This window comes from Streptomyces sp. NBC_01717, from assembly GCF_036248255.1.
Taxonomy (GTDB): Bacteria; Actinomycetota; Actinomycetes; order Streptomycetales; family Streptomycetaceae; genus Streptomyces.
Window position 1 is genome coordinate 433,013 of the sequence record NZ_CP109179.1, and the last position, 23,083, is coordinate 456,095.

17 protein-coding genes and 6 pseudogenes are annotated in these 23,083 nt (G+C 67.4%); 6 read left to right on the plus strand and 17 right to left on the minus strand.

Features of this window, described 5'->3' with window-relative positions; translation table 11 throughout:
- Window positions 1-413 precede the first annotated feature (413 nt).
- Together OHB49_RS43720 and OHB49_RS43725 are read right to left on the minus strand one after the other, a co-directional pair.
- Entirely contained in the window at window positions 414-1,619 is a 1,206-nt protein-coding gene (locus OHB49_RS43720; RefSeq protein ID WP_329167164.1) for an esterase/lipase family protein, read from the minus strand.
- Window positions 1,620-1,773: 154 nt separating this feature from the next.
- Complete coding sequence (locus OHB49_RS43725) at window positions 1,774-2,049, minus strand: transposase (protein ID WP_329167165.1); 276 nt, start codon at window positions 2,047-2,049, stop codon at window positions 1,774-1,776.
- Between the two features lie 231 nt (window positions 2,050-2,280).
- Here OHB49_RS43725 and OHB49_RS46085 point away from each other — a divergent pair.
- Window positions 2,281-2,495: pseudogene (locus OHB49_RS46085) on the plus strand (hypothetical protein); the annotation flags it as partial.
- Here OHB49_RS46085 and OHB49_RS43730 read toward each other — a convergent pair.
- Window positions 2,494-2,826 (minus strand): annotated as a pseudogene (locus OHB49_RS43730) (MFS transporter); the annotation flags it as partial. The pseudogenes OHB49_RS46085 and OHB49_RS43730 sit on opposite strands and share 2 nt — an antisense overlap.
- Window positions 2,827-2,856: 30 nt before the next feature.
- On the opposite strand from OHB49_RS43730, the gene OHB49_RS43735 reads away from it, so the two are divergent.
- Window positions 2,857-3,270, plus strand: coding sequence for a DinB/UmuC family translesion DNA polymerase (locus OHB49_RS43735; RefSeq protein ID WP_443079724.1), 414 nt, complete (start codon window positions 2,857-2,859; stop codon window positions 3,268-3,270).
- Window positions 3,271-3,313: 43 nt separating this feature from the next.
- Here the strand turns inward: OHB49_RS43735 and OHB49_RS43740 are convergent, their stop codons facing one another.
- From OHB49_RS43740 to OHB49_RS43785, 11 genes are all read right to left on the minus strand, one after another.
- A complete protein-coding gene (locus OHB49_RS43740) occupies window positions 3,314-8,677 on the minus strand; it encodes an SAV_2336 N-terminal domain-related protein (protein ID WP_329167166.1) in 5,364 nt (1,787 codons plus the stop codon).
- The gene (locus OHB49_RS43745; protein WP_329167167.1) at window positions 8,670-9,626 is read right to left on the minus strand and encodes an AAA family ATPase; all 957 of its coding nucleotides are present in this window, start codon (window positions 9,624-9,626) and stop codon (window positions 8,670-8,672) included. Before OHB49_RS43745 ends, OHB49_RS43740 begins: the two co-directional genes overlap by 8 nt.
- Window positions 9,623-11,689, minus strand: coding sequence for a hypothetical protein (locus OHB49_RS43750; protein WP_329167168.1), 2,067 nt, complete (start codon window positions 11,687-11,689; stop codon window positions 9,623-9,625). The genes OHB49_RS43745 and OHB49_RS43750 overlap by 4 nt, the downstream gene beginning before the upstream one ends.
- On the minus strand, window positions 11,686-12,633 hold the full coding sequence (locus OHB49_RS43755) for an SAM domain-containing protein (RefSeq protein WP_329167169.1): 948 nt from the start codon (window positions 12,631-12,633) through the stop codon (window positions 11,686-11,688). The genes OHB49_RS43750 and OHB49_RS43755 overlap by 4 nt, the downstream gene beginning before the upstream one ends.
- Window positions 12,634-12,769: 136 nt before the next feature.
- A complete protein-coding gene (locus OHB49_RS43760) occupies window positions 12,770-12,967 on the minus strand; it encodes a hypothetical protein (protein WP_329167170.1) in 198 nt (65 codons plus the stop codon).
- Between the two features lie 640 nt (window positions 12,968-13,607).
- Window positions 13,608-14,416 (minus strand): IS5 family transposase gene (locus OHB49_RS43765; RefSeq protein ID WP_443079709.1). Its coding sequence is split into 2 segments (ribosomal slippage): window positions 13,608-14,068 and window positions 14,068-14,416, totalling 810 coding nucleotides; the frame shifts between segments, so codons are not numbered across the junction.
- 227 nt (window positions 14,417-14,643) lie between these two features.
- The gene (locus tag OHB49_RS46090) at window positions 14,644-14,883 is read right to left on the minus strand and encodes an excalibur calcium-binding domain-containing protein (RefSeq protein WP_443079742.1); all 240 of its coding nucleotides are present in this window, start codon (window positions 14,881-14,883) and stop codon (window positions 14,644-14,646) included.
- Entirely contained in the window at window positions 14,846-15,040 is a 195-nt protein-coding gene (locus OHB49_RS46095) for an Ig-like domain-containing protein (RefSeq protein WP_443079743.1), read from the minus strand. The genes OHB49_RS46090 and OHB49_RS46095 overlap by 38 nt, the downstream gene beginning before the upstream one ends.
- A 224-nt stretch (window positions 15,041-15,264) precedes the next feature.
- Window positions 15,265-15,429, minus strand: a complete 165-nt coding sequence (locus tag OHB49_RS43775) for a hypothetical protein (protein ID WP_329167171.1) — start codon at window positions 15,427-15,429, stop codon at window positions 15,265-15,267.
- 333 nt (window positions 15,430-15,762) lie between these two features.
- The gene (locus OHB49_RS43780) at window positions 15,763-16,644 is read right to left on the minus strand and encodes a WD40 repeat domain-containing protein (protein ID WP_329167173.1); all 882 of its coding nucleotides are present in this window, start codon (window positions 16,642-16,644) and stop codon (window positions 15,763-15,765) included.
- A 787-nt stretch (window positions 16,645-17,431) separates the two neighbouring features.
- Window positions 17,432-18,127 (minus strand): DUF6300 family protein, encoded by a 696-nt coding sequence (locus OHB49_RS43785; protein WP_329167465.1) that lies wholly within the window; start codon window positions 18,125-18,127, stop codon window positions 17,432-17,434.
- On the opposite strand from OHB49_RS43785, the pseudogene OHB49_RS43790 reads away from it, so the two are divergent.
- A pseudogene (locus OHB49_RS43790) lies at window positions 18,061-18,427 on the plus strand (transposase); the annotation flags it as partial. The gene OHB49_RS43785 and the pseudogene OHB49_RS43790 overlap by 67 nt on opposite strands.
- A gap of 21 nt (window positions 18,428-18,448) precedes the next feature.
- Here OHB49_RS43790 and OHB49_RS43795 read toward each other — a convergent pair.
- A pseudogene (locus OHB49_RS43795) lies at window positions 18,449-18,895 on the minus strand (IS5 family transposase); the annotation flags it as partial.
- Between the two features lie 65 nt (window positions 18,896-18,960).
- Between OHB49_RS43795 and OHB49_RS43800 the strand changes: the two are divergent.
- Window positions 18,961-19,275: pseudogene (locus OHB49_RS43800) on the plus strand (DUF6980 family protein).
- 131 nt (window positions 19,276-19,406) lie between these two features.
- On the opposite strand, the gene OHB49_RS43805 reads toward OHB49_RS43800, so the two are convergent.
- Together OHB49_RS43805 and OHB49_RS43810 are read right to left on the minus strand one after the other, a co-directional pair.
- Window positions 19,407-20,336 (minus strand): cellulose-binding protein, encoded by a 930-nt coding sequence (locus OHB49_RS43805; RefSeq protein ID WP_329167175.1) that lies wholly within the window; start codon window positions 20,334-20,336, stop codon window positions 19,407-19,409.
- Between the two features lie 132 nt (window positions 20,337-20,468).
- Window positions 20,469-20,573, minus strand: a pseudogene (locus OHB49_RS43810) (IS5/IS1182 family transposase); the annotation flags it as partial.
- Window positions 20,574-21,847: 1,274 nt separating this feature from the next.
- Between OHB49_RS43810 and OHB49_RS43815 the strand changes: the two are divergent.
- Together OHB49_RS43815 and OHB49_RS43820 are read left to right on the plus strand one after the other, a co-directional pair.
- Window positions 21,848-22,204, plus strand: a complete 357-nt coding sequence (locus OHB49_RS43815) for a hypothetical protein (RefSeq protein WP_329167177.1) — start codon at window positions 21,848-21,850, stop codon at window positions 22,202-22,204.
- Window positions 22,205-22,792: 588 nt separating this feature from the next.
- Entirely contained in the window at window positions 22,793-23,056 is a 264-nt protein-coding gene (locus OHB49_RS43820; protein ID WP_329167178.1) for a hypothetical protein, read from the plus strand.
- Window positions 23,057-23,083 lie beyond the last annotated feature (27 nt).

The following is a 23,083-nucleotide window of genomic DNA, read 5'->3' on the forward strand; positions in this document are numbered from 1 at the left end:
CGATGTCGACCTCGAGTTCCCGCGTGGCGAGCTCAAGGGCTCGCACGACCCCTCCGGGGTCGTGTTCACCGGTCGCACGCCCAGGGCAGCGGGCGCGCGCCTCGAACTGCCCATCGATCACCGGCGACGACGTCTGACCGATCCATTAGGGCGTGGATCGGAGCGGCTACCGGCCATCAACTGCTGTATGCGGGACAGTGAACGAGCTGTCTCCATCCCTCCGTGGAGAGACAGAACCGAAGCCCTCGGAGGCGGCCGTCACAACCCTCTGAGGGCTTCGCTGATCCCCTGTTCAGCACCATGCCGAGCGCTGCAGGTTCCATCTGCCGCTCGCTAGAACCAAGGTTGGGCAGGCTGGTCAGAGCGCGGATCGTTGAAGGGGGATGGCGGCCCCGGTCGGCGCGTGACGCGGATTAGTCGGCGATTTGCTCGATGAGCCAGGTGCACAGCTCTTCGGTGATGGCTGTGTGCGCGGTGGTCGTGGACGAACAGAGGAAGCCGCCTAGCTCGCTCTCCTGCGGTTCCAGTCCGTTGATGTCCGCGTACAGGTCGTCCTGCTTCTCGATGTCGCGGATCGCGACCGCGCTGACCGAGGGGACGAAGCACACGTCCTCGTGCCGTAGGTCCGCGTTGCCGCCGAGCTTCTCCATCGTCTCGGCGAGAATCTTGTAGGTGTGCAGGGTTCCGCCCGGCGCGCCGTCCACTTCCGGGAAGCCGCTGGTCGTGATGGTCTTCTCGGCCTTCGGGAACCTCCGGTTCAGGTATGCGGCCGTCACGTCGTCGCCCTGAGCCTGAGTGTAGAAGGTGGTGCCCGGGTAGATCCGGTCGATGCGCAGCGCGACCTCGCCGGGCTTCAGGTTCGGCAGGCCGACCCCGTCGGCGCGACCATTCGCCACGCCGATCGTCCTCGGGATCTGCGGCCACCTGCCAACCCGGTCCAGGGCGGCCAGGAACTCCGAGCGCTCAGCAGCGATGCAGATCTTGCCGGTGTCCTTGTCGTAGTGCCGCCACAGCATCTGGCGTGCGGCCGGGCTGTTCATCTGCTTCGCGAAGGCGTTCGGGAGCGGGACGAAGTGGGAGAACGCCTGCACGCCGAGTGGGATGGAAGCGCCGTGGTGCGGGCTGTCGTAGGAGAAGTACAGCCCGGTCCGGTGATTTACCCCGTGCGTCTCCAGTTTTGCGAGGGCATAGCGGGTGACGATGCCGCCCATGCTGAAGCCGCCCACGACCAGGCGGGCGTCGCCCAGCTGCTCGGAGATTGCCCGCATGATGGCGGCCTCGGCCGCCTGCGCGTTGTCCAGGATCGAGGCGCTGCGCTCATTGAAGCCGAGTAGGATCACGTCCCTGCCGCGCTGGCGCAGCTCGCTGATGAACGAGTAGCCGCTCTCCAGCCCGTGGTAGAGCACGTCGAGTTTGCTCCGGCCGAGGTTGAAGCCGTCGGCCATGATCACGGGTCGGACGAGACCGCTGCCGTTACCCTCGCGGGGGAACACCCAGGCGAAGCCGTTGGGCAGGGTCCACTCCTCGTGCTCCGGTACCTGGATCGTTCCGGCGGGTTCGACGGTCAGCGGACCGCCGAGAGTGAACGAACCAACATTCGGCTCGGTCGTCTCGGACATGGTCGTGCTCCTTGCGGAAGGGGGGTGGGTGCGACGACGTCATCATGGGGGGCGATCCGGGCGCATCACTCTTTTGATCTGCGGGTTTCACCACATCTGATGGACTGCGCAAGGGAAGTGTTTAGTGCGTTTGGCATGTGCCGTTGGCCTGTTCTCATCGCTCGTCCGTTCCAGGCCTAAAGCCGAGAAGGCTCGGGACACCGTCGAGGAAACCCATTCGTGACGCAACCAGGAGCGCCGAGCCGTAGGGCCTGCGGTGTGAGGCGGTGAGTGCCGAAAACGCCCAATGCCGGCCGGTCGCGGCCAGGCGACTGTTCTTGATCCGGCGCTGACTGACGCATCTACTCTTCCCTGATTCGCGGGTCACGGGAGCGCTTCCGGCGTACGCCTTCAGATCCTGGCCTGTTTCGAACCTGGTGCGATCATCCACCGATCTCGGCGAGCATCCGGGCGCCGGTGAGCACGGCAAGGCCGGGAAGACTCGTGATGACCTCTGCGTCGGGATGCTGAAGGAAGCGCTCTTCCGTTCACGCGCGAGATCGTCGCAGGCCCGGCAAGCCGCATCGAGCTGGGCGAGTAGCGCGCTGTTTGGCGCCCCATCGCCTTCTCCACCAGGGGCGGTTGGTGAAGCTGGGCCTGGCGGAACACGGCGAAGGGACGGATGGTTTCGGCCTCGACCCAACGCTGGCGACCGGCCCGCGTGATGGCACTCTTCAGTCGGTTCGAAGCGGAGGTACCGGAATCCTCCCTGCCGCTACATGGCGGGAGGTCCTGGAAGTCGTAACGAAGGCAGACCGGTTCGGCCTCCTCGCCACCAGCCTGGGCGGTCGCGCCCTGTGGGCCGCCGTACACAAGGCGGTCCCCGCGACGGGCGAGCGGCGGCGGGCGATCGGTGTGCGGCTGGTCGTAGGACGCCTGGCGGGGCAGGTGGCCAAGGGGCGCGCAGGGCCCGGGTGTGGGCGGGCATGGTGACGGCGGCGAGGATGCCGGCCCGTCCAGCGTAGGTAGAGCGCCAGCTGAGGTGGTCGACCAGCGTGGCTGTGAAGGGTGCGAAGACGGTGCTGGCGAGGGTGACGGTCGTCAGAGCGCGGACGCGATCCGGGCCCCACCAGTGGGTCAGAGCCTCGAAGGCGGGCTGGTAGAAGGTGGCGGCCATGGCGACGCCGGCCATGAGCCAGGCGGCCATGAACACGTACAGGTTGGGGGCCCGGCGAAATTGACGAGCAGTGGCAGGGCGATGCGGGCGACGTCCAGCGGCTGCGACCAGATCGGCGAAGGCCTGCGCCGAGAGCCTCAGGTCACCAGCCGACTCACCCTCACCGCGCGGTACGCCGATCGCAGTTCCACCACGCGCACACGCACACAGCCGGAACCCACCAACCACTCACCCGCTCTCGCCACGGCTGCCCTGGAACTGCTGACCACCCTCGGACTGCAACAAGCGCGAGTCCGTGCCTTCGCTATCCGTGTCGATGGCCTGCGGCTCGCCGACTCCGCGCATCGCCAGCGCTCCCTGGATCCCAGCGACGATCGCGCCCGCGCAACGGAAGCTGCCGCCGACAGAGCACGTAGACGCTTTGGGTCTGAGGCTATACGTCCAGCATCTACCGCGGGGCCGCCGACCACCAGGCGGGTTGGCCCAGGGCTGTGAGGTGGTCACCAGCGTCCCGAAGTCGGCCGTCCGGCCGCCACTGTCACATATCTCCAGGAGGACGCGACCATGCTTCGATGGCGGGTGGTTCCGCGTACCCCGCGACCGAGACCCACGCCTTCTCGGTGCCCTCATTGCTCAGGACGTAGACCGGGCGGAAAGGGTCGCGCAGGTCCTGTCTGTCAGAGAAGACGGCGCGAAACACGGTGTCGGAGACCGCCACGGCCGCCGGGGAGTCGCTTGCGGCGTTCAGAGCGGCCCTCAACGGCTGTGAATTTACCAGCCTGAGGGCCGTGACCACCGGCCGCCCCACCCATGCCCCGCGGTGCTGCGTCACGTCACCACAGTGCAGCGCGAGTCGCAGTCTGAGCGACGCTTCCCGGTGGAGGCCGTGCAGTGCACGCTCCAATCGCGCGAGCAGGTCCGGAGCCAGCGCCAAAGCACGCGTCAACGCCTCGAAGACGATGATCTGCCCGTCGCCCCTGTCGTTCCTCTCCCAAGACGGTGGACTCTCGTCCTGGGAGAGCACTTGGGTCAGAACGTTGTTCAGAGCACTGCGGGCGTTCGTCTGCGCCGTCACGGACTTCGAGGCAAAGCCTGCGATGTCCACGACGAGGATGAGGCGATTGCGCCCGGAGTCCAAAGCGGCGTGGGTGCGAGCGAGTTCGCCTATGCCATTGTCCGACTTGTTTTCGGCGTTACGGGCGTTGCTCCACTGTCTCCCTGCCTCCACCGCCCTAGTCGACACTTCGAGTCCCAGGTCGGTACGCAGGAGCAGGGGACGCAGCACGTACTGCGCGGACGGCCCGCCACCGTGGATACGCAGCCACTCGACTGCGCGGTCACCGGCCCTCGTCGCGTCGGGTGGAGTGAGGTCGTCGCGGGAAAGCAACGCGTTCAGGACAAACTGGGCGTCGAGGTCGGTGCCGTGACCGCGATCCCCCAGCCACGTCAGAGCGAGCGCCGTGGCCTCGCGCGCCTCCTCCGGTGCCAGGTCGCCGCGTTGCAGGAGTGCAAAGACCACGTACTCGGCCTCGGCCTCGGGGGAGGCACCGACCGAACTGAGCCAGTCGAGGGCATATCGCACGAGCTGACGCCGGGCGTCCGATGGTAGGTCCTCCCGGCGCAGTGCGGTGTGCACGAGGCCACTGTCGCTGGTACCGCCGTGAGAGCCTAGCCAGCGCAGTGCCTGGTCCAGCACGACGTGGGCATCCTCCTGCGACAGGTCCTCCCGTCGCAGAGCCGCCGACAACACGAACTGCGCCGATTCGGTGTCCCCACGCACCGCGAGCCATGTTCGGGTGTACGCCAGCGTCCGCGCCGCCTCGTCACCGGAAAGGCGGGAGATCCTCAGCAGGGAGTGGATCAGGTACTGCGCATCCTGGGTCTCCCCGTGGAGCGCAAGCCAGTCCAGCGTCTGTTGGATCGCCTGTGCTGTCTGCTGGCGAGGCAGATCCGCGCGGGACAGGAGGGGGGTGAGGACGTATTGAGCACTCTCGGCACGGTCATGCGCGTTCAGCCAGGACAGTGACTGGTCGATGACGGCTCTGGCCTGGTCCGCGCCGAGGTCGGTGCGCCTCAGCAGGGAGTGGAGCAGGTACTGCGCAACCTGGGCCTCCCCGTGCACCGCAAGCCAGTCCAGCGCCTGTTGGATCGCCTGTGCTGTCTGCTGGCGAGGCAGATCCGCGCGGGACAGGAGGGGGGTGAGGACGTATTGAGCACTCTCGGCACGGTCATGCGCGTTCAGCCAGGACAGTGACTGGTCGATGACGGCTCTGGCCTGGTCCGCGCCGAGGTCGGTGCGCCTCAGCAGTTGGCGCAGTTGGCGCAGTTGGACGGGGTTGGCCTCCTGCACGCCGGTGGACGCTTCCCGCCGTTCCTGGGCGAGTACTCGGAAGCGCTCCGCGACCTGTGAGTCGCCCTCTTTTTTTGCCGCGCGGGCAATGGCTTCCAGGTCCGGGAGCGCGGCGTTCCCCGCCAGTGCGTCCCACAGCGATTCCGGAGGGATCGAGTGCCGGCGGATTTCACGTCCGTACTGCTCGATGTGGTCGGAGAGCCGGAAGGATCCCAGTGAGGACGCCGCCCCGACCGGCCGCGCAACTTGGAACAGGCCCGCGCTGTTCAGCGTCTCGACAGAGAGCTGTCCCAGATCCGGCGTGTTCCCTTCCAGATGGCGCAGGTAGCCGACGGCCGCCTCGCCGAGCAGGACGCCAGGGATCACCGGTCCATGCCCGTAGCGGCGGGCGTCGATCGCGGCGTCCGCGAAGGCGCGTACGAGCGAGGACGCGGAGGTGTACCGCTCGATCGCGTCGGCGCCGCTCGTGAGGTAGGAGAGGGACGAGGCATCCCCGGTCAGTGACACAGGGATGGCCACACCCATCAGGCACAGGGTTCGTGCCTGCTGATGCCGGTCGGGTGAATTCAGCGGGGGTACGGAGATCAGTGTGTTCCAGTGGTCCGTCCGTACTGTGCCCAGCACCAGGACCGGGCTGTCGGCGGGGTCCTGTAGCCGCGCTCTCAGCGCCGCCGCGACGTGTTCGCCGCGCCCACCGGCCGCCTCGTCTAGGAGGTGTCGCTCCGCATCGCCCAGCCAGATCACGGTGCGCGCACCGATCCGGGCCGGAGCGCCGAGTGCCGTGTCGAGGTCGGCGTTGGACTGGGGTTCCCACAGAGACCAGTCGTGCGGAAGGTGGCGCGCCGCTTCGCAGGCCGACCGGGTCTTGCCCGAGCCGAGCGGGCCGACGAGCAGGACCAGCCTCGATGCGCCGGCGGCGCAGTCCTGTACGACGGCCCGCAGCAGCCGGTCGTGGCGCCGCTCGACGTAGTGCGGCGATTCCGACCGCGCCGTACGGTCGACGAAGTCGGCAATCGGTTGCCCGAGACGTGTAGTCATGACGGGTGATGCCCGGGCTTCTGGGCGCTTCTGCAGAGCACGGTCCCGCAACGTGGTGAACGAGGCCGCGGTCGACTGGCCGTCGGAATCCGGATCCGCTTGCCAGGCGAGGAAGTGAACCAGCCAGTCAAAGCTGCGCTCGTCGGCCGGGACGGCCTTCCCTCTGAACCAGTCGGACAGTGTGCTTGTGGTGAGTTGGACGGGAGGGTACGCCTGCTCGGCCCGCGACACCAGCAACGCATACGTCGGGGCGCCGGCCCGGTGATGCAGCTCGCGCAGGGCTTTGGCGAGTGCGTCCCGGCTCTCCCGCCGCGCTTTGCCGAGGCGGGTCTGGACACGGAACACGACGACGGCCCCCGGCTGAGGAGCCGCGCGCTCGACAAAGGCCACACAGGAACCGAAAGGCTGGAGCTCTCCGGGTTTGTCCGAGTCGTCGAGGACCAGGAGGAATTCGACGGGGGAGAGTACGACCGGGGTGCGCGGGGACGTGGTGCGCACAGCCTGCATCACGCGCGGCCACGAGAAAGTGGTCTCCACTCGTACCGTGACATACAGAGGAGCGCTGGCGCCACGCCACAGCAGGTCCTGTTCGAGCGCATCCTCAACCGGCGTCGGCCCTTCGAGGTCGATGCCCTCCGCGGAGAGCTGGTCACGGAGGTCGCCGATCACATCGGTAAGTGTGACGCTGCCCTGGATGGGGCGCAGGTCATCGAAGAGCGTGTTCCGATGCGGCCAGTCGCCCAGAGGGGCCGGGAGCCGCTGATAGGTGTAGTCAATCAGGCGCCGCAGCAGAAGCTCGGTGTCACGCAGAGCCAGGGGCGCGGTGGGCGGGCCAAACAGCGACTGCATCTGCGCCCGTACGGCCTCGTACACGGCGGATGCCTCGTGCGCCTCATGGGTCGTCGCCGCGGCCATTCCCCCGGGGGTGGCCGGACGTGCAGCACCGGCCTGCCGTGTCGCCTCCGCGCCTCCGTGCCCCCTCACCGCGGTGGCCGTCTCGGCGAATGGCTGTGTCTGCGCCGGTACCTGCCGTGCCGCCGTCGGGTCGTGCAGTACGGCCGCGACGCCCCCCGGGGCGTACGGGTGGGCGGCGGCATGGCGGCTGAAGGCGGCCCGCATGTGCCATGCGTCGTGGGTCGTGAGGTGGGTGCGCAGAAATTCTCGAGCGGGGGCACTGAGCGCCAACAGCGGATCGCCCTCGGCATCGCGGCGCACGGTGAACAGGCCGCTGGTGAGTAGCTCGGCGAGATCGGAGTACCGGGCTTCGGGCGCGGCCTCGTCGCGCAGTATGTGCAACAGCGGCAGAGGCAGTTCGGGGAGCCCGGAGCAGAGGACGGCCAGACGTACGGCCGGGGAGGGGGCGGTTTGGACGAACGCTTCGGCGAGCCGCTCCGGATCGGTCTGTCGGGCAGGTGCTGTTCCCTTGCGCGTCCGGAGGAGGCGGCCGGTCGCGGGGATGAGCACCGCGTCGCAGCCCCGTGGGTCGGCGCGCATGAGTGTGCTCGCCCACGCGCCCAGGGAGTTCGAACTGCAGGACACGACGGGCAGCGCGGACCAGGGCCCGAGGGGGTCCTCGACGCCCACGCGGGGACGGAACCTGGGAGGCAGCCGGAAGCGGAGGGCGCGGTTGGGCTCGCCGGCTCGGTCCGCGGTGACGCGTACGGCGGGCAGGTTAAGGGCGGAGCGGCGCCATAGGCGTGGCGGCAACGGATCGAGTAGCGCCACTGGCATCTGTGCGCCCCAGTCGCGCAACAAAAGCCAGGGGACGGGGCTGTGCCAGCCCCGGGCGGCGCAGTCGGAGGCCAGCAGGACCAGCCGCCTGCCCCGGGTGCCGCTGCTGTGGTGGGGGACGCGCTCGCGGGGGACTTCGCAGCCGTGGTGGTCGCGTACGCGCGGCTCGTTCCCCTGCCACTCCAGGCGCCATGTGTGGACGGCGCGGAAACCTCCCAAGGTGGTCAGGAGCCGGGTGATGGCCCGGGTAGTCTCCTCCCACACGCTCATGGACAGCGCCGAGTCCACGATGACGACCGCCTCGAACCAGGGTTCGGGAGCGGGACGGAACAGCGGTACCAGGGGGCCGCCCCGCGCGTAGTGCTCCACGGTGGCGTCGATGTCCAGGAGGCTGCGTGCGCCCTGGCGCCATGGCCGGCGGAAGGGCTGGATGGCCCGGCCGACGGCGAGCGAGTCCGGCAGCGGGTTGGCGCGCCCCAGCGACAACGGCGCGCCGCGTACCGTGTCGCTCGCCCCGGGACGCCGGACGGACAGCTCCCTGCTCGTCGCGCCGGTCGGGGTGTCGTCCTCGGCAGGCGAGGACTCGGTGTGCTCGGACGGCGCCGTGGGTTCGGGGTGGGTGACGGTCTCCTCGCCGGGTGTGGACCGGGGCGCGGCCGGGTCCCAGTCCACGGTGCCCGAGGCGGCGAGCCACAAGGCGTCGGCGAGGACGCATGCGTCCACTCCGGAGGGCAGCGGCGCGCTGCCCAGGGCCCGGACGAGCCGGGTGAGGGCGTCAGACACGGGAGAGCTCGCGCAGGAGCAGCTCACGCAGCTCCTCGTACTGTCTGCCCTTCGGCGCCCGGTCACCGGTAAGCAGGGCCACGGCGTTCAGCAGTTGGTCGACAGCGAGGTGTTCGCCCGCCTCGACTCGCTCGGCGAACTCGTCGACGAGTTCGCGTGCGCCCTCCGGCACCTCGTGGAAGTGGGCCTGGACGATGCCGGTGAGGAAGTCACCTGTGAGGGCAGGCATGGGGTAGCGGATGCAGCGGCGCAGGAAGGCCGGTGAAAAGTCGCGTTCACCGTTGCTGGTCAGCAGGATGAACGGGAACTGGATGCATTGCACCCGCCCTCGCTCGATGGGGTGCTCCTTTTCGCTGTCCCACTGGCGGACCTTGACCCGGGGCTTGCGGTACCGCACGAGTTCGGGGATCTCGAACTCACCTCGCTCCAGGACCTCCAGAAGGTCGCTGGGCAGGTCGAGGTCGCTCTTGTCGATCTCGTCGACCAGCAGGGCACGCGGCTGGTCGGCTGGCAGCAACGCGGTTCCGAGGGGCCCGAGCTGCAGGAAGGGAGCGATGTCGTCGCGGCTGCGTCCGCGTCCGGCCCGGTCGGCCGGTCCGTGCGTCATGGCCGAGCGCAGGCTCTGTGCGTGGATGCGGCCCAGGGCGTCGTATCGGTAGAGGGCGTCGGTCAGCGAGCTGCGGGAGGTGATGTGCCAGCGCAGGACCTGCCCGAGCTTCAGCTCGTGGGCCACCTGCTCGATCACGGTGGATTTGCCGGACCCGGCGGGACCGGTGACGAGGAGGGGGCGGCGTAGGTGCAGCGCCGCGTTCACCGCGTCGACGAGACCGGGCGGCGGCTGGTACTGGCGGTGCTGCGGCGTGCGCGGAAACGTGCGCCACGGCGGCGGGACAGCCAGCGGGGTGTCCCGCTGCTCATCGTCACCGCGGTAGTAGGGCTTCCAGATCACAACTCCTCCTCGGGGCTGGCCACGATGCGCTGCTCGAAGGGACGGCAGAACTCCAGCCAGGCCTCGTCGTGCCAGACCGCACGCAGCTCGCCGAGACAGGCCTTACAATCTTCGTGCCCGGCGGACCACCGATTCCGGTAGGCCTCGGCGAACCCAGCGGGCAGGCTTTGCCAGTGGCGTTCTACCTGGACCTGTAGCCGTACGTCACCGGGGCGCGCGTCCGGCCGTGGCCACAGGATGATCGGCGCGTACGGCAGCAGTTGCTCAAGAACGTCCTGCAAGGCTTCGGGGTGGTGGTCGAGCCCGACTGCGATGTCGTAGCGGCCTGTCTCCAGATCTTGCTCGAGTCGCCACCCGTCCTCCAGGACGGATGCTCCGATCCACTCCACCGGCACGCTGGTGCAGGCGGCCATGTCGCGCAGCGCCTTGCGGGCAGCGTCGTTTAGCTCGGCGTTCTCGTCCATCGGGTCCATGCGGCCGCTCCAGCGCACGACGACGGTGTGGTTGACGCCGAGCCGTCGAAGGCCGACCTTGTCCTCCTCGGGCTGCCAGGATGCCAGCAGGTGGGCAGGCGCGGCGACGTCCACGTTGACCAGCTGTTCCGGTGTGGGGAGCCGGCGGCGCGCCCAATTCAGGGCTGTCCCGATCGCACGGCCCACCCCCCGCTGGTCCGCGGCCTCGCAGCGGAAGCGCTCGTGGACGGGGAGTCTCTCGCTGCTGCCGACCAACCAGGCGTCAATCTCGTCCGGCCAGTCGGCCAACGCGCCAGCCAGGCTGACGACCAGGCGGAGTTCGCCCTGCTCGCGCTTGCGCGCCAGCTCGGCCAAGGCGTCGTTGAACTCGGTCACCACACCCATCTTCCACGCCCACTCCCGCAGCCGGCCGTCCACCTCGTTCCCCGCGGCCAGTAGGCCGAGGGCCGCCACGAAGCGCGCGGGGACCTTCCACGGGGACTCGTCGAGCGTCGGCGCGCGCAGGGCCGCGTACTCAACGAGGTCGCGCAGCAGCTCGGCGCCCTCGACCTCCGGGGGCAGACCCGACAACTGGCGTGCGGCGCGCAGCAGATCGCTGGTCAGCACCTCGGCGAACACAGTGTTGAGGAGGGTGACGATCTCGCAGCATCCCAGGAGTGTCGCCACCACGTCGGTGACCCGGTCGTGCCAGACCGGATCGGTAGCGTCCGCCACTTCGCCCCGCCGGGCGAACGTGTCGAGCTCGTCTAGCGCGGAACGTGTGAGGCGTGCCGGGAGTCGGGTACCGGCTCGCCACAGGGCCACGGCTTCCTCTAGGTCTTGTCGTCCAGACGCCCCCACGACGCCGCCTCCGGCGCCGGGCGCCGATCGCGCGTTGCGGGCGAGCCACAGGCCTTCGGCGGCGAAGGGGTCGTTGTCATATTCGAACCGGCCGACGACCTGGCCGACGATCCGGTTGCGCAGCTCTTCGGTGAGCTTGGCGTCCGCGTACACCAGGGGACCGGCGCCGGTGACTCCTTTGCGTAACACGTCGACGACGGCGAACGTCAGGCGCATGTCGCGGGCCGCTTGATCGGCCGCGGCTGCGGTGAGGACCGACAGCCTGGTACGGCCCGCCCGCACACCGCCCGCGATGCCGCGCGCGTCCGGCGTCGCGCCAGCCGCGTGGCAGGTGTCCACCAGCGCGACGACGCCCTCGACCCCTGGCTCGTCGACGGCCTCGGTGAGCAATTGGCCGACGTGCACGGCGGACCCGATGCTGCCAGTCGTGGAGTCGGCGACCATGTAGTACAGGTCGGCCTGTTGGGGGGCGGTGAAGCCGTGCCCGAGCAACGCCACTACCAGCACCGCGTTGTCGTCCCGGGCCCGGCACACGGCCTCGCGTACAGCGTTGCGGACGTCCTCAGGTTTCAAAGCGGCGCTCACCAGCAGGGACGGATGGTCGCCGGTGCGGGCGGTGCACGCCCCAAGGGCGGGGTCGGTGAGCGCGGAGTGCAGGCTGCGGGCGGCTTCCTCCAGCCGGGACAGGACGCCCATCGCAGTGCACTGCGCGCCCACGACCAGGACGTGCCGGCGCTGCTCCTCGGTCACTTCTTCAGTGCTTCGACCAGGGGGCCGGCAACGGCCGGCTGCCGCAGGTACTTGGTGGCGCTGTGCACCCACAGACCGTCGGAGTCCACCCGCTCGGTCACCGGCAGGACACCCGAGGCGTTGGGCAGCATCCAGTTTTGGACGCGCGGCCGGCCCACCACGATGTCGTCGCGGTCCCAGAAGTTCAGCCACCGTTCGACACAGCCAGGAGTGCGGGGCGGCTGTGGCACCAGCCGTTGGAGTACGGCCGCCCCCGTGGCCAGCGGTGAGCCCAGGGTCATCAGCAGCGGAACCGGCCCGCCGTGGCCGCTCAGCGCCTCGAACGCCACGACGGTGCCGAGCGAGTGGCTCACCACGATCAGCGGGCGGCCGGGCTCCGTACCGCGCAGCACCCGCTCGCGGATCCGTTCGTCCAGAGTGCGCCCGGCGCCGTCGGCCTCCTGCCTGCCGAGGTAGCGGCCGACCTGGGCCAGGTACCACAGCAGCGGCAGACCACTCGCCCACTGCGCGCTTCCGCGCAGCCCCGGCATCTGCAGCAGGGTCGTCAGCACCCTGCCGAGGACGCGGATCGGTGCTCCGACGCCCTGGGCCTCACCGTCGAAGCGGGGCAACTGGGCACGGGCGTCCTCGACCACCGCCAACGCCCGCTTGTCGCCGCGCTCCACGGAATGTATGCCCAGCTCGTCGATGAGTGCCTCGACGAACTCCTCGAGGAACACGGCGTCTTCCTGGTCGTTGAGCTCCAGGGTCTGATCCCCCTGGGCCTCGGCGTCGGCGAACAGATCGCTGTAGTCGGCGAACCGGACCTCCGCCAGCCAGCCTTGGGTCAGACCGGAGACCGCGTCGGAGTGCCCCGCCTTGCGGGCGCCTGCGGCCAGAGCCTCCAGCCACTCACGGCGTTCTCGCTCCGGGTCACGGATCCCTCCGATCCCGTGCAAGAACACAAGTTGAGTAGTGTCTGAACCGCCCACTTTCGCCCCCCGTACCACCTGTGCCCGAACGCACGACTGACACTAAGCCACAACTCTGCGTCTCACCAGGCGAATCGGGCAACATCGCAGGAGGACCCCGCTGTGAGGCTCAGGCCGCTGGGCCCGCCACCGTGCGGCTCGGCACCTGCGGGTAACCCATCAGGTCCTCGTGGCGTATGGGGTCACCACAGGCCTGGTCCGTGACCACCGGAACCAGTCCGTTGCCGGAGGCGTGCTCGACGACTGCGGGCAGGCCGGCGCCCTTACGGAGATGGCGATCATTCCTGGTAGAACTGAAGCTCGTCATCGAACATCGCTGCGGCCGCACTCGGCCTGCTGGACGGACTCGGTCTGCAACGCGCACCGCGTCGTGCTGTCGGCTGCCCGGCAGGACGAAACGGTGAGAGGCCGGCCTGTCTGTCAGGTCGGAGGGATTGTGTCGATCGGTATCGGGCTACGGACTGTCCTCCGGATCGCTTCCGACGGCCCGGACCACCGCCATCACGGTCACCTAGGCCCACGGCACCGCACAGGGCGGACCAGCAGAGAAGCGGCAGGTCGTTCACGGGCGACGCCAGTGATCCGTCGTGGCGGACGCAAAGCCGTGGCAGCGCCCGCGGAGAGTCCGTCAAACCAGGCTGTTCGCCTACCCCGGGCACGTCGCCCCTGTATACGGGGCAGGTGGCGGATGTATTACGCCCGGTCCGCAAGGCTGGTCCGAACCCCGGCGCCTGACAGGGCGCCCCTGCGATGATGCGGCCCCGCACACATCCCAGGAGGGACCATGCGCACCCGACTCAGCGCCGCCGTCGTAACCGCGGCCGCCCTGCTCGCCCTCACGGGCTGCGGAGCCGAGGCCGACCCAGCAGCTTGCAAGACCGCCATGGCCAAAGCGTTCGACGAGGCCATAGCTGCAGGCGACACAGCCAACTCGCTAAGAAGTCATCTCAATTGGTGAGCCTGCGGTAGCAGATGAGGGTGCAGGCGATGCTCGTGAAGGCGAGGAAGTGGTCGGCTTTGCGCTCGTAGCGTCGGTGCAGACGGCGGCAGCCTGCGAGCCAGGCCATGGTGCGTTCGACGGTCCAGCGGTGGCGGCCCAGTCGCTGTGAGGACTCGACTCCTTTCCTCGCGATGCGGTGCTGGATGCCGCGCTGGCGTAACCATCGTCTTAGGTGGGAGTAGTCGTAGCCCTTGTCGGCGTGGAGCTTTGCGGGCTTGCGGCGTCGGCGTCCACGGCGGGAACGGATCGGCGGTATCCCTTGCACGAGGGGAATCAGGGCCTGGCTGTCGTGCAGGTTCGCCCCCGAGATTCCAACGGACAGGGGCAGACCGGTCCGCTCGGTGATCAAATGGATCTTCGACCCGAACTTGCCCCGGTCGACAGGATTCGGACCAGTCAGATCCCCCTTTTCAGGGCCCGCATGTTCACCGAGTCGATCGCGCAGCGCGACCAGTCCAACTCGCCGCGGGCGCCGAGTTCGTCGAGGACCAGGCGGTGGAGCTTGGCCCACACCCTGGCCTTCGTCCACTCGGAGAAACGCCGATGAGCCGTTGCCCCCGACGGCCCGAACGAAGCAGTGGGCAACTGCTGCCACGTGCAGCCTGACGTGGCCACGAACACGATCGCGGCCAGCACCTCACGATCACCATGCCGGCGCCGTCCACCACCCTGCGGCCGTGACGGCGCCTCCGGCACCACCCGCTGAAACAACTCCCACAACTCATCCGGCACCAGCCGCTCAATGATCCCCACCATGACCGACAGCCTACCGACCAAACCAAATGAGATGACTTCTAAAGAAGAGCGAGAGCCCGACCGCCTGCGACGGGATCGACGACGCGACAGTCCAGCGCTTCGCCGCTGATCTGATCAGCGATCGGGCCGGCAAAGCTGCCGAGGACGTGATGGAGAGCCCCGCACCCGACGCCACACCCTGACGACAAGACGCGCCATGGGTAGGAGTCCGGACCGAAGCAGGCGCTTCACCGTGCGGATCGCCACCGCGCAGGCAGGACGAACATGGGGGCGGCATAGCCGCCCCTCTGTCCAGCCCAGTGCGAGTCACCCCCAGTCGCCCCGATCCCGTCACCATCTCGGTCCAGGTGCGCGCCGAACCCAGGCTCTCCTTCACGCACTGGGGCGGCGCCGGCCGCCCGCGCCTCGGCACAGTTGGCGAACTGCCCTTCAGACTCGACGCCAATGCTCAGGTCTATGACCCGGATGGAGTACGTGCCTTAAGCGACCCGGGCTTCCCTCCAACCTGAGCGAGTACCGGAACTTGTCGGTGCCTTCGAATCCCACCCGAGGCGTGTGGGTGACCGTGCCGTCACCCTTGTTGAGTTTGGTGGTCCCGTGCTTCGGCTTCGAGAGGAGCTTCATCTCCACGTCCGCCGCCGTGAGATCTTCTTCGTCGTCGTGTCGCGATTGACGTCGTCGGCGTAGACGCGCTCCACGAGACTGAGCACCATCGACTTCTCCGGGCCGACAGCTCGAGACACCGCATCCGGCCGATCCAGCTCGTCTACGGCTGGTTGCGCAACATGGGCCAGTTCCCGCCCGATACGCCGGGGACGCTGTTCCACCTGCAGAGCCGCGCGCTCCAATCAACGCCAGCGCAACTGGTAGATCGGTACCACCTGCAGTGTCAGCCGGTGCGAGACCTCATCGTCGACTACTTGACCGAGCGTCAAGCGGGGCTCGACTGGAACAGCCTTGAGCGCCTGTCGACCGTACTCGGGAAGAACTTCTGGGCCGACCTTGAACGTCATCACCCAGGGATTTCATCCATCGATTGTTCGCCGACGTCAGGCTTCCCTACCTTCCGGTTCTCGCAGCACGGCGGAACGACGTCTGAAGGAGGCTCGGGAGCGGCTGGAAGCTGTCCGGGCCGCACCGCTCGGTTCGACGTTCACCGCCTAAGCCCAGGTCGAAGGGTGGCTCGGTGAAGTCGAAGGGCTCTCGGTCAGCCTTGCCGCCACCGAGGAGAAGATCGCCCAGTTGGATGTCAGGTTGGCGCGACAGAACTCTCCTGTGTTCCTCGGAATCCCGACGCCCAGCCAGGTGACCGTCCGGACCTCCGAAGGCGCATGAAGAAAGCCCAATCAGGAGGCGAAGTCACCCCATACGCATATCTCTCCACTAGGGTGCACAGTAACAACCGATGGCGATCCCGACACCTCGCCAACAGTCATTCCGGATATGTCATTGGCCGCTATTCGCGCGCACTTCGTGGTTCCATTCTCAAGGTCCCACCTGCGGACCTCGGTGTATGTCCAGTCAGGCCCGTAAGGAGTGTCGTAAGACTCCTCATCTTGGACCATTCCTGCCCCGACCGCAATTGGGTTCCCTTTTGTCTCTGATAGGACAAGTCGTTTCAGTCGGTAAGCAAGGGTCCCACATCTGAGCTCCGAACTCTCACGTGTTTCGAGATTCCAGAGTTTTATGGCGCCATCTCGACCCGCCGCCATTATCGCCTCTCCGCCGAACTCACCTGCACCCACTGCGTACACCGGTCCCCCTAGGACTTGGTCTGACACGGTGCCAATCTTGACGCCAGACTCTAGATTCCAAGCCCGAAGGGTTATGTCTCCCCCGCTTACAATCGCAAGTGTTTCTCCGTTGACCTGCGAGACCGTGAACGTAAAGATCCAATCCACCCCAACATTGACACGTTTGGTCACCCTGCCGCTGCTGGCGTCCCACACTTCGACTTCGCCGCCATTTCCGAGAGTGAACACTGAGGGATGGTTCGCGAATTCGCCGACCGCAACTGTCCTCTCGAGAGTTGCATCTGGTATCCATTTCCCCAATTGGTTGCCAGACTCTAGGTCCCAAACACCTAGGCGAGGGGGTACCGCAAGTTCTCGCGCAAGAACCGATGTAGATGCCTCGCAGCACACAAATACACGGTCCGAAACGATTCCCGTAGCGACCGGTCGTCCTGCCCCATCGAAATCGTAAGCGCTCATGACCTTCAACGTCATCGCGGTCACCTTCATGGTGAGTCTTCGGGGAACAGAGTCGTGCGAACATGCCCTCTTCCGGCTTACATCCGTCACCCTCAGGCCGCCACTTGGGGGACCAGACAGCTCGTTACAGCGACTCGGCCGCCACCGCTGGGTCGTCGAGAGGACACCGTTCCTGGCTCGCCGGCCGCCGCTGACTACACCGCCGCTACGAACGCAAAGCCAAACCTTCCTCGCCTTCACCAGCTGCTGCGCGATCACCCTGGCCGTCCGCCACGCCGATCGCACGCACACCACCCGCACCCGGACCCTGAGCGAGCCCACCGCCCACACCCCCCGCTCTCGTGAACACCGGTCTCACTCTCCTCGCGTCCCTCGGCCTGCAGCGGGCCCGCGTCCGGGCGATCTCCGTACGAGCCGAGCAACTACAGCCCGTTGAGGCCGCCGCCCACCAGCCCACCCTCGACGCCACCGACGAACGGACACGCGACCTCGAAGCCGCCATCGACCGCGCCCGAGCCCGATACGGATACCGCGCCGCCGGACCCGCGAGCACCTACGTACGGGCCAACTGTCGCCGTGCGGCGCGGTATTTGTGCCAACGCCGTTGCCGGGAACATCACCGCAGTCGAAGGATCTCCACTACTGACCAGTCTGACGGTCTTGTGCAAGCCGCCCTCGCCCTCCACCTCGCTTCAACCTGAGGTTGAGACGAGCTCACCGCGTGAAGACTTCTTGGCTCTGTTCTCGAGACCGCCTCGCCGGACGGTGCGTCGACGGGTGCCTCCCGTCGGCGTACTGCTGTCTACAGTTCCCCGATGCGGTAGCGCTCGTATTCCTTGTCGAGCTGCTGCTGATCGACAAGGAGGGCACGTGCCACCGCTACCCAGACAGCGGCGAGACTGATGAAGGCCTCCAGTTCGGACGCGTCCAGCGTCTTGTGCATCACGAAGAATGCCAGGAGCCTGTTGGCGGCCGCCCGCACACTGGCCAGCGCTGGCCCCGGGCACGAACGGGAGTTGAGTAGTCGCGGGGCGAGTACGTCCGCGGGGGCGGCGCGGGGCAGCGGCCCTTGTGGAGGTAGATCGTGCGGCCTGTGCCGGACGCGCCAGGCATGTCGCGGGTCTCCGCCTCGGCCGGAGTCATCGGGCGGTCGCAGCGGTCGCAGCGGTCGCAGATCATCGGACCTCCCCCGCTCGCCGCTTCGCCGCCCGGTACTCCCGGCGTAGATCACTGGCGTTCGCGCAGTCCATGCCTCCTGTGCGGCACTCGGTGCACGCCTCGGTGTGGCGGATGAATCCGCTGTATGCGGTCCGGACCGTGGCGTCTTCGGCCCTGTGCTCGGCCGCCACTGGGCCGCTGTTCTCAGGCACGTCATCATCTCCGACTGCTGGTATCCACCCCCGGGCCATCGGCGGCGGAGGTTTTCGCGTAGCCCGCGTCCTGGCCGAGGTCGACGACGACCGGAAACGGTTCGCCGACGCCCGGGCCCTGAAGGCATACGCCGGAGCGGCCCCCGTCACACGGGCTTCCGGGCGGAGCCATGTCGTGGTCGCCCGGACCGTCAAGAATCAGCGTCTGGCATCCACGGGCTGCATGTGGACCTTCGCCGCCCTACGGTCACAAGCCCCACGCGAGCACTACGACCGCAGGCGCTCTGACGGCGAACGACACACGGCCGCCCTCCAGAACCTATTCAACAATCAACAAGCTACTGGGCTGTCTCTACCACTGCCTGCAGAACCGCACGGTCTACGACCCGCAACGGGCCTTCGCCGCATCCATGGCACTCGTTGCCTGACTCCCAAACTTGGCCTTCAACGAGATGAGATATCTTCGTGGTCAGGCCGCCGCGCGAGCTCCCCAGGCCGTGGTGGTCCGGCTCGGACTCGACGCCACCCGGGGATTCCTTCTGCAGGTTGCCCTTCTTCCGGGCCCCGGCGGCGTGCCGGTGGGCGCGGGCGACGGTGGAATCCACCGACACGTCCCAGGTGATCAGGCCCTTCACGTCCGCGATGGCCCGCAGATCCGCCAGGCTCCGCTTCCAGGTACCGTTGCGCTGCAAGCGCCGGAACAGGTCATACACCCGACCCCAGGGGCCGTACCGCTCAGGCACGTCCCGCCACGGTACGCCGGTCCGGGTGTAGAACCGTATGCCGTCGATCAACTGCCGCCTGATGCAGGTCGGCGGCCGTCCCGGCTTCCTCCCCTTCGGCAACAGCGGCTCCAGCCGGCCCCACTGCGTGTCCGTCAGACCGCCACGTGCCATCCGTTGATCATCACAGGCTGTGATCTACTTCTGGACATGGCGCCGATCAACGAGAAGCCGAGGTCATGACCAACCACTGCTGCGAGGAGATGGCCGCCACGTGAACGTGCGCTGCGACCAGCACGACGACCCCTTCGCCTGCCCGGACGCGCTGATCACATTCAGCGCCAAGTTCCAGGATTAGGGGCAGATCATCCACGACGGCGGCACATCGAGCATCACCATCGACTTCTGCCCCTGGTGCGGACGACGCCTCCCCGAGTCACAGCGGGACCGATGGTTTGACGAACTGGAGCGCCGAGGGATCGATCCGTGGGAGGACAAAGTCCCTGCCGAGTTCCAGGGACGACCGCTGGCTCGCCCCCTTGTCTCAGGACTGACGAACCAACAGCCTCTCAAATCACTTCCGAAACACGCCTTAGGCAGGCGCCCGGGCCCTCCACGCCTCGACGCACCGTCAGACACCCCCAACAGCGAGACAACGCCTGACACGGCATGGTTCTCGCCGTTCTTACGGCGCCGCGCCTGAGGAATCGGACACGAACGCATCGCCGAAGGCAAGGACTGCGGTTCCCCCCGCACCTGTAAGCGTAGCGAGCATGGCGCGGACGTTGGTCAGCTGGGCGTTGATGCTGTCGCGACGGTTGGCGAGAGCGGCGAGCTCTCGTTCGGATGCGCTGCGGATGCGAACGGCCTTGCTGTTCGCCTCGGCGACGATGTCATCGAACTGGCGCTGCGCTGTTTGCTTGGCCTCATGGGCTCGACGCTCGCTGTCTGTGCGTATTTGTTCTGCTTCAAGGCGTAATTGCTCTGCGCGGCACTGGATTTCTGCGAGCCGCGCTTCGGCCTTGGCCTGGCGTGAGGCTAGTTCGCGTTCGGCACGGTCGCGTCGCTTGGCAAGACTCACCTCAAAGTCGGCTGCGGCTTGGGCGGCGTTGCTCCTGGCGTCCTCGAAGAAGGCGTCTGCTTTCTCCTGCGTGGCTGATGCCTCAGCGTTTGCTGTGGCCCGCAGCTCGGAAGCCTGGTATTGGGCTGTTTGCACGAGTCGCGCGCATTCCCGATCACTGGCGGCGTTGAGGTCTGCAGCGAACGCGTTGGCCTCGGCCTGCATGCGGTCGGCCGCTGCGGCCACGATTTCATGCTCGCGCTCGGCAGTCTCGCGGGCCTCGTCGCTCAACTCCTGGGCTTCTTCCACGGCCAGGCGAAGGATCTCTTCGATACGTGGACCGAGTGCGGCGTATGAGGGCTCCGCACCGGTGTCCTGGGCTTCGGCAAAATCAGTCTCTACCACCAGCTCTTCGACACGCCGTTCCAGTGCGGTGAGGCGGCAGAGGGCATTGTCACGGTCGTCGAGGAGCTGAGCAACGGAGCTGTCCACCTGATCGCGGTCGTAGCCGCGCCGTGCGAGTTCAAAGCCAAAGAAGGAAGGGGTGTCGCTCATGAACTTCCTGTATGCAGAGAATGAGAAGGGCAGCATTACGGGACAACAACTCACTTACTGTGTAGCGAGGTTGACGTTGGAGGCAATCCTTTCACGGCGATGCCCGTGCTGCGCATTGAGGCTTTTCCATCCTCAGTGTGAACTGGTCGGATGCTGAGTGAGGATGGCCTGGACCAGGTGAGTGATGCGGGTGGTCGAGCATCGGAGCCTGCGGAGGAGTCGCCAGGCTTTGAGGGTGGGCTTGCTCAACACGGGCCCGTGGGCTGTCCCGTAATCCCTGGCGGCCGCACGACGACAGCTACGGCACCTCGCCGCGTTGCCGGAACGCCCGAATACGCCCTGCATGAGGACGCCCCTCCGCCTTGCGATACACCCCATGCGACCCGCGCGCTGATCCACCAGGGATTACGGGACAGCCCTCAGATCGTGGCGTAGCACGGTCGACGGTCTGCAGTGTGGAAGTAGTCTCCCTCCAGCCAAGACGGCTGGGTGGTGAACGGTAGAGATAGACGGGCTACCTAATCAGGTCCGTGGTGAACTTTCGTAAGCATCAGGCCCCGGGAAACCGCTCGTGTCCTGGGCTGGTAGCGCGGGCCACAGAGTGTGGTCAGATTCCCAACGTTGGACTGGTACCAGGTGCTTACGCCGCCGTGGTGACTGCAGGCACCCCGCTTTCCGATGGAATGCGATGCACATCCGTCGGCGCACTGTGGTCCGTGAAAGATCCACTGCATGGGTGTTCCGTGGTTGAAGCGCTCGGGCTGGGCTGGCTGTCGACCTTCTCGTCGTCGCCGTCTACAAGATCGATGAGGTTGCCAAGGATGACGATGAGCAACCACGCGCCAACTACGTAGGCCATCCCTTTACCGAGGTTGCGCGCGGCCTTTCGCATGTCGCTGGATGGGGTGGGTCTCGGGGTGTCCCCACGGTCTCTCCCAGTGCTGGGCGCGTGTCGGGTTCATCCCAGACGTAGGTTCCGGTCCAGGTGCCGGGGAACGGTTCCGGCCCGACACGATGGACGGCGGCGGCGCGGAGCCGGCGGGTGGGGGTCGCCTAGGGCCCGGGGCGTAGCCGGGGCCGTATCCGAGGAGATGGCTCTCGTGGACCACGGCCGAGTACGCCCGGCCCTCCGTCTCCGGTACATCTCGTTCGATGCACAGTTGGGCGGCGGCCTTCAGCCACGAGCAGTACGAGGCGAAGTGGGTCTGTACGGACTGCCCGCGTCGGCTGGCTCACCGGGCAGGCGCTCGGCCACGTCCTCCTCGAGCGCGGCAGGGCTGCCCGGACTCGGCGGGCCTGCTCTAGCCACTCCTCCTCGCTCCAGTCGGCGCCTCTGCGATCCATATGCGGCACAGTGTCACACGGGCCGCTTGGCTTGGTTCACTTCATGCGACAGCGTTTATCGATGACTTGCGGCGGCGCCGCTTGCGATCCAAGCCGGCACCCTGCGGGCCGCGGCCGAGCACCACGTAGACCAGGACCCGCTCCCCAGCACATAGGAGACCCGCACCGTGAGCAGACGCAACAACTCCTCCAACGGCTTCACGGCCTGCATGGGCTGCATAGTTGTCATCGTCGTGCTCATCCTCGGCGGCCTCCTCTTCCGCAAGATGCTCGACTCTGTTACTGACCTGCAGCAGCAGACCCCCCAAGCGCTCCCGACGGTGACCGAAACCGAGACTCCCCACCCCGAGCCAGCACCGGAGCGCACCAGCGGCAGCGACACCGGTGCGCAGGACGGCATCCAGTTCGGCTACGCCTGCTCCCCGGTCGGCGCCCTCGGAATCACCGGAGACGGACGCCCCGCCAAGTGCTTCAGGGGCAAGGACGGTCGGGCACACTGGGGCTACGACTCCAACCGCGGCTGACCCTCTGGCCCCGGTCGCCCTCGGCGCAGGCGGACGTAGTCCATCTACATGGGTGGACTTGGGAAGAACGGGGGGTGCTGGTACGAACCGTGTCACCGGCGCCCCGAGTGAATGGGGCGGCCTCGCGCAACGTGCGAATGGAACGCAGGGCCGCCGGCCCGCTGTCTGGTCGAAAGCGGGCGTGCCACGGGCGACGGCACGGCCGGACGTGGCCGCGCGCGCGTCGGGGTGCTGCGCCCGTGTCGCTGCCCGAGAAGCCGAACAGGCTCTGCCTCGTGTGCGGGCAGTGCGGCAACGATGGCCTGGACGAGCTGGAGCGCCTGGCCGCCCTCGCCGGGCAGCCGTCATGACCGACTCGGAACGTGCTGGACTTGCGGTGAGCAGGTGTCCGGTGTTGGGGAGCAGTGGGCCGCGCGTACGAATCGGACACCGTTGTAAGGCCGAGCGGAATTCCGGCCTGCTGGGCGGCCCGTTTCCATGCGATGACACACTGCATGCCCGTCAGTCACGGGGGGAATCGCAATGGGTTGTCTGGGTCTAGGCGTAGGGCAAATCCTGGCATGGAGTACGTGCTTTATGCCGTGGTGGATGAGCGTCGCCCTGCTGGGCGCCGTGTGGGCGGCGTTCTTGTTGTACTTCGTGATCCGTAAGGGCGACGGAGCAACCAATGCCTTCGTGTACAGCGTGGCTATGGGCGGCGTGGCGGGTCGTGTACAGATGCTGATCGCGTCATTCGCGGACGAGGGCTTGGCCGATGCGGTGGGTCTTGCGCCGTACGTGGGATTGATCGCGCTGGGAGTGCTGCCGCTCGCGGCCCGCAAGCCAGACGGATGGGGCACGTCGACCGTATGACGCTGACACCTCAACATGCGAGCCCAC

Coding starts and splice junctions, on each gene's coding strand:
- OHB49_RS43780 (WP_329167173.1), bottom strand. CDS start 16,644: ATGACGTTGAAGGTCATGAGCGCTTACGATTTCGATGGGGCAGGACGA.
- OHB49_RS43820 (WP_329167178.1), top strand. CDS start 22,793: ATGAGCGTCGCCCTGCTGGGCGCCGTGTGGGCGGCGTTCTTGTTGTAC.
- OHB49_RS43720 (WP_329167164.1), bottom strand. CDS start 1,619: ATGTCCGAGACGACCGAGCCGAATGTTGGTTCGTTCACTCTCGGCGGT.
- OHB49_RS43760 (WP_329167170.1), bottom strand. CDS start 12,967: ATGACGAGCTTCAGTTCTACCAGGAATGATCGCCATCTCCGTAAGGGC.
- OHB49_RS43805 (WP_329167175.1), bottom strand. CDS start 20,336: ATGAGCGACACCCCTTCCTTCTTTGGCTTTGAACTCGCACGGCGCGGC.
- OHB49_RS43735 (WP_443079724.1), top strand. CDS start 2,857: ATGCGGGCGACGTCCAGCGGCTGCGACCAGATCGGCGAAGGCCTGCGC.
- OHB49_RS43775 (WP_329167171.1), bottom strand. CDS start 15,429: ATGACGTTCAAGGTCGGCCCAGAAGTTCTTCCCGAGTACGGTCGACAG.
- OHB49_RS46095 (WP_443079743.1), bottom strand. CDS start 15,040: ATGAAGCTCCTCTCGAAGCCGAAGCACGGGACCACCAAACTCAACAAG.
- OHB49_RS43785 (WP_329167465.1), bottom strand. CDS start 18,127: ATGCCTTCAGGGCCCGGGCGTCGGCGAACCGTTTCCGGTCGTCGTCGA.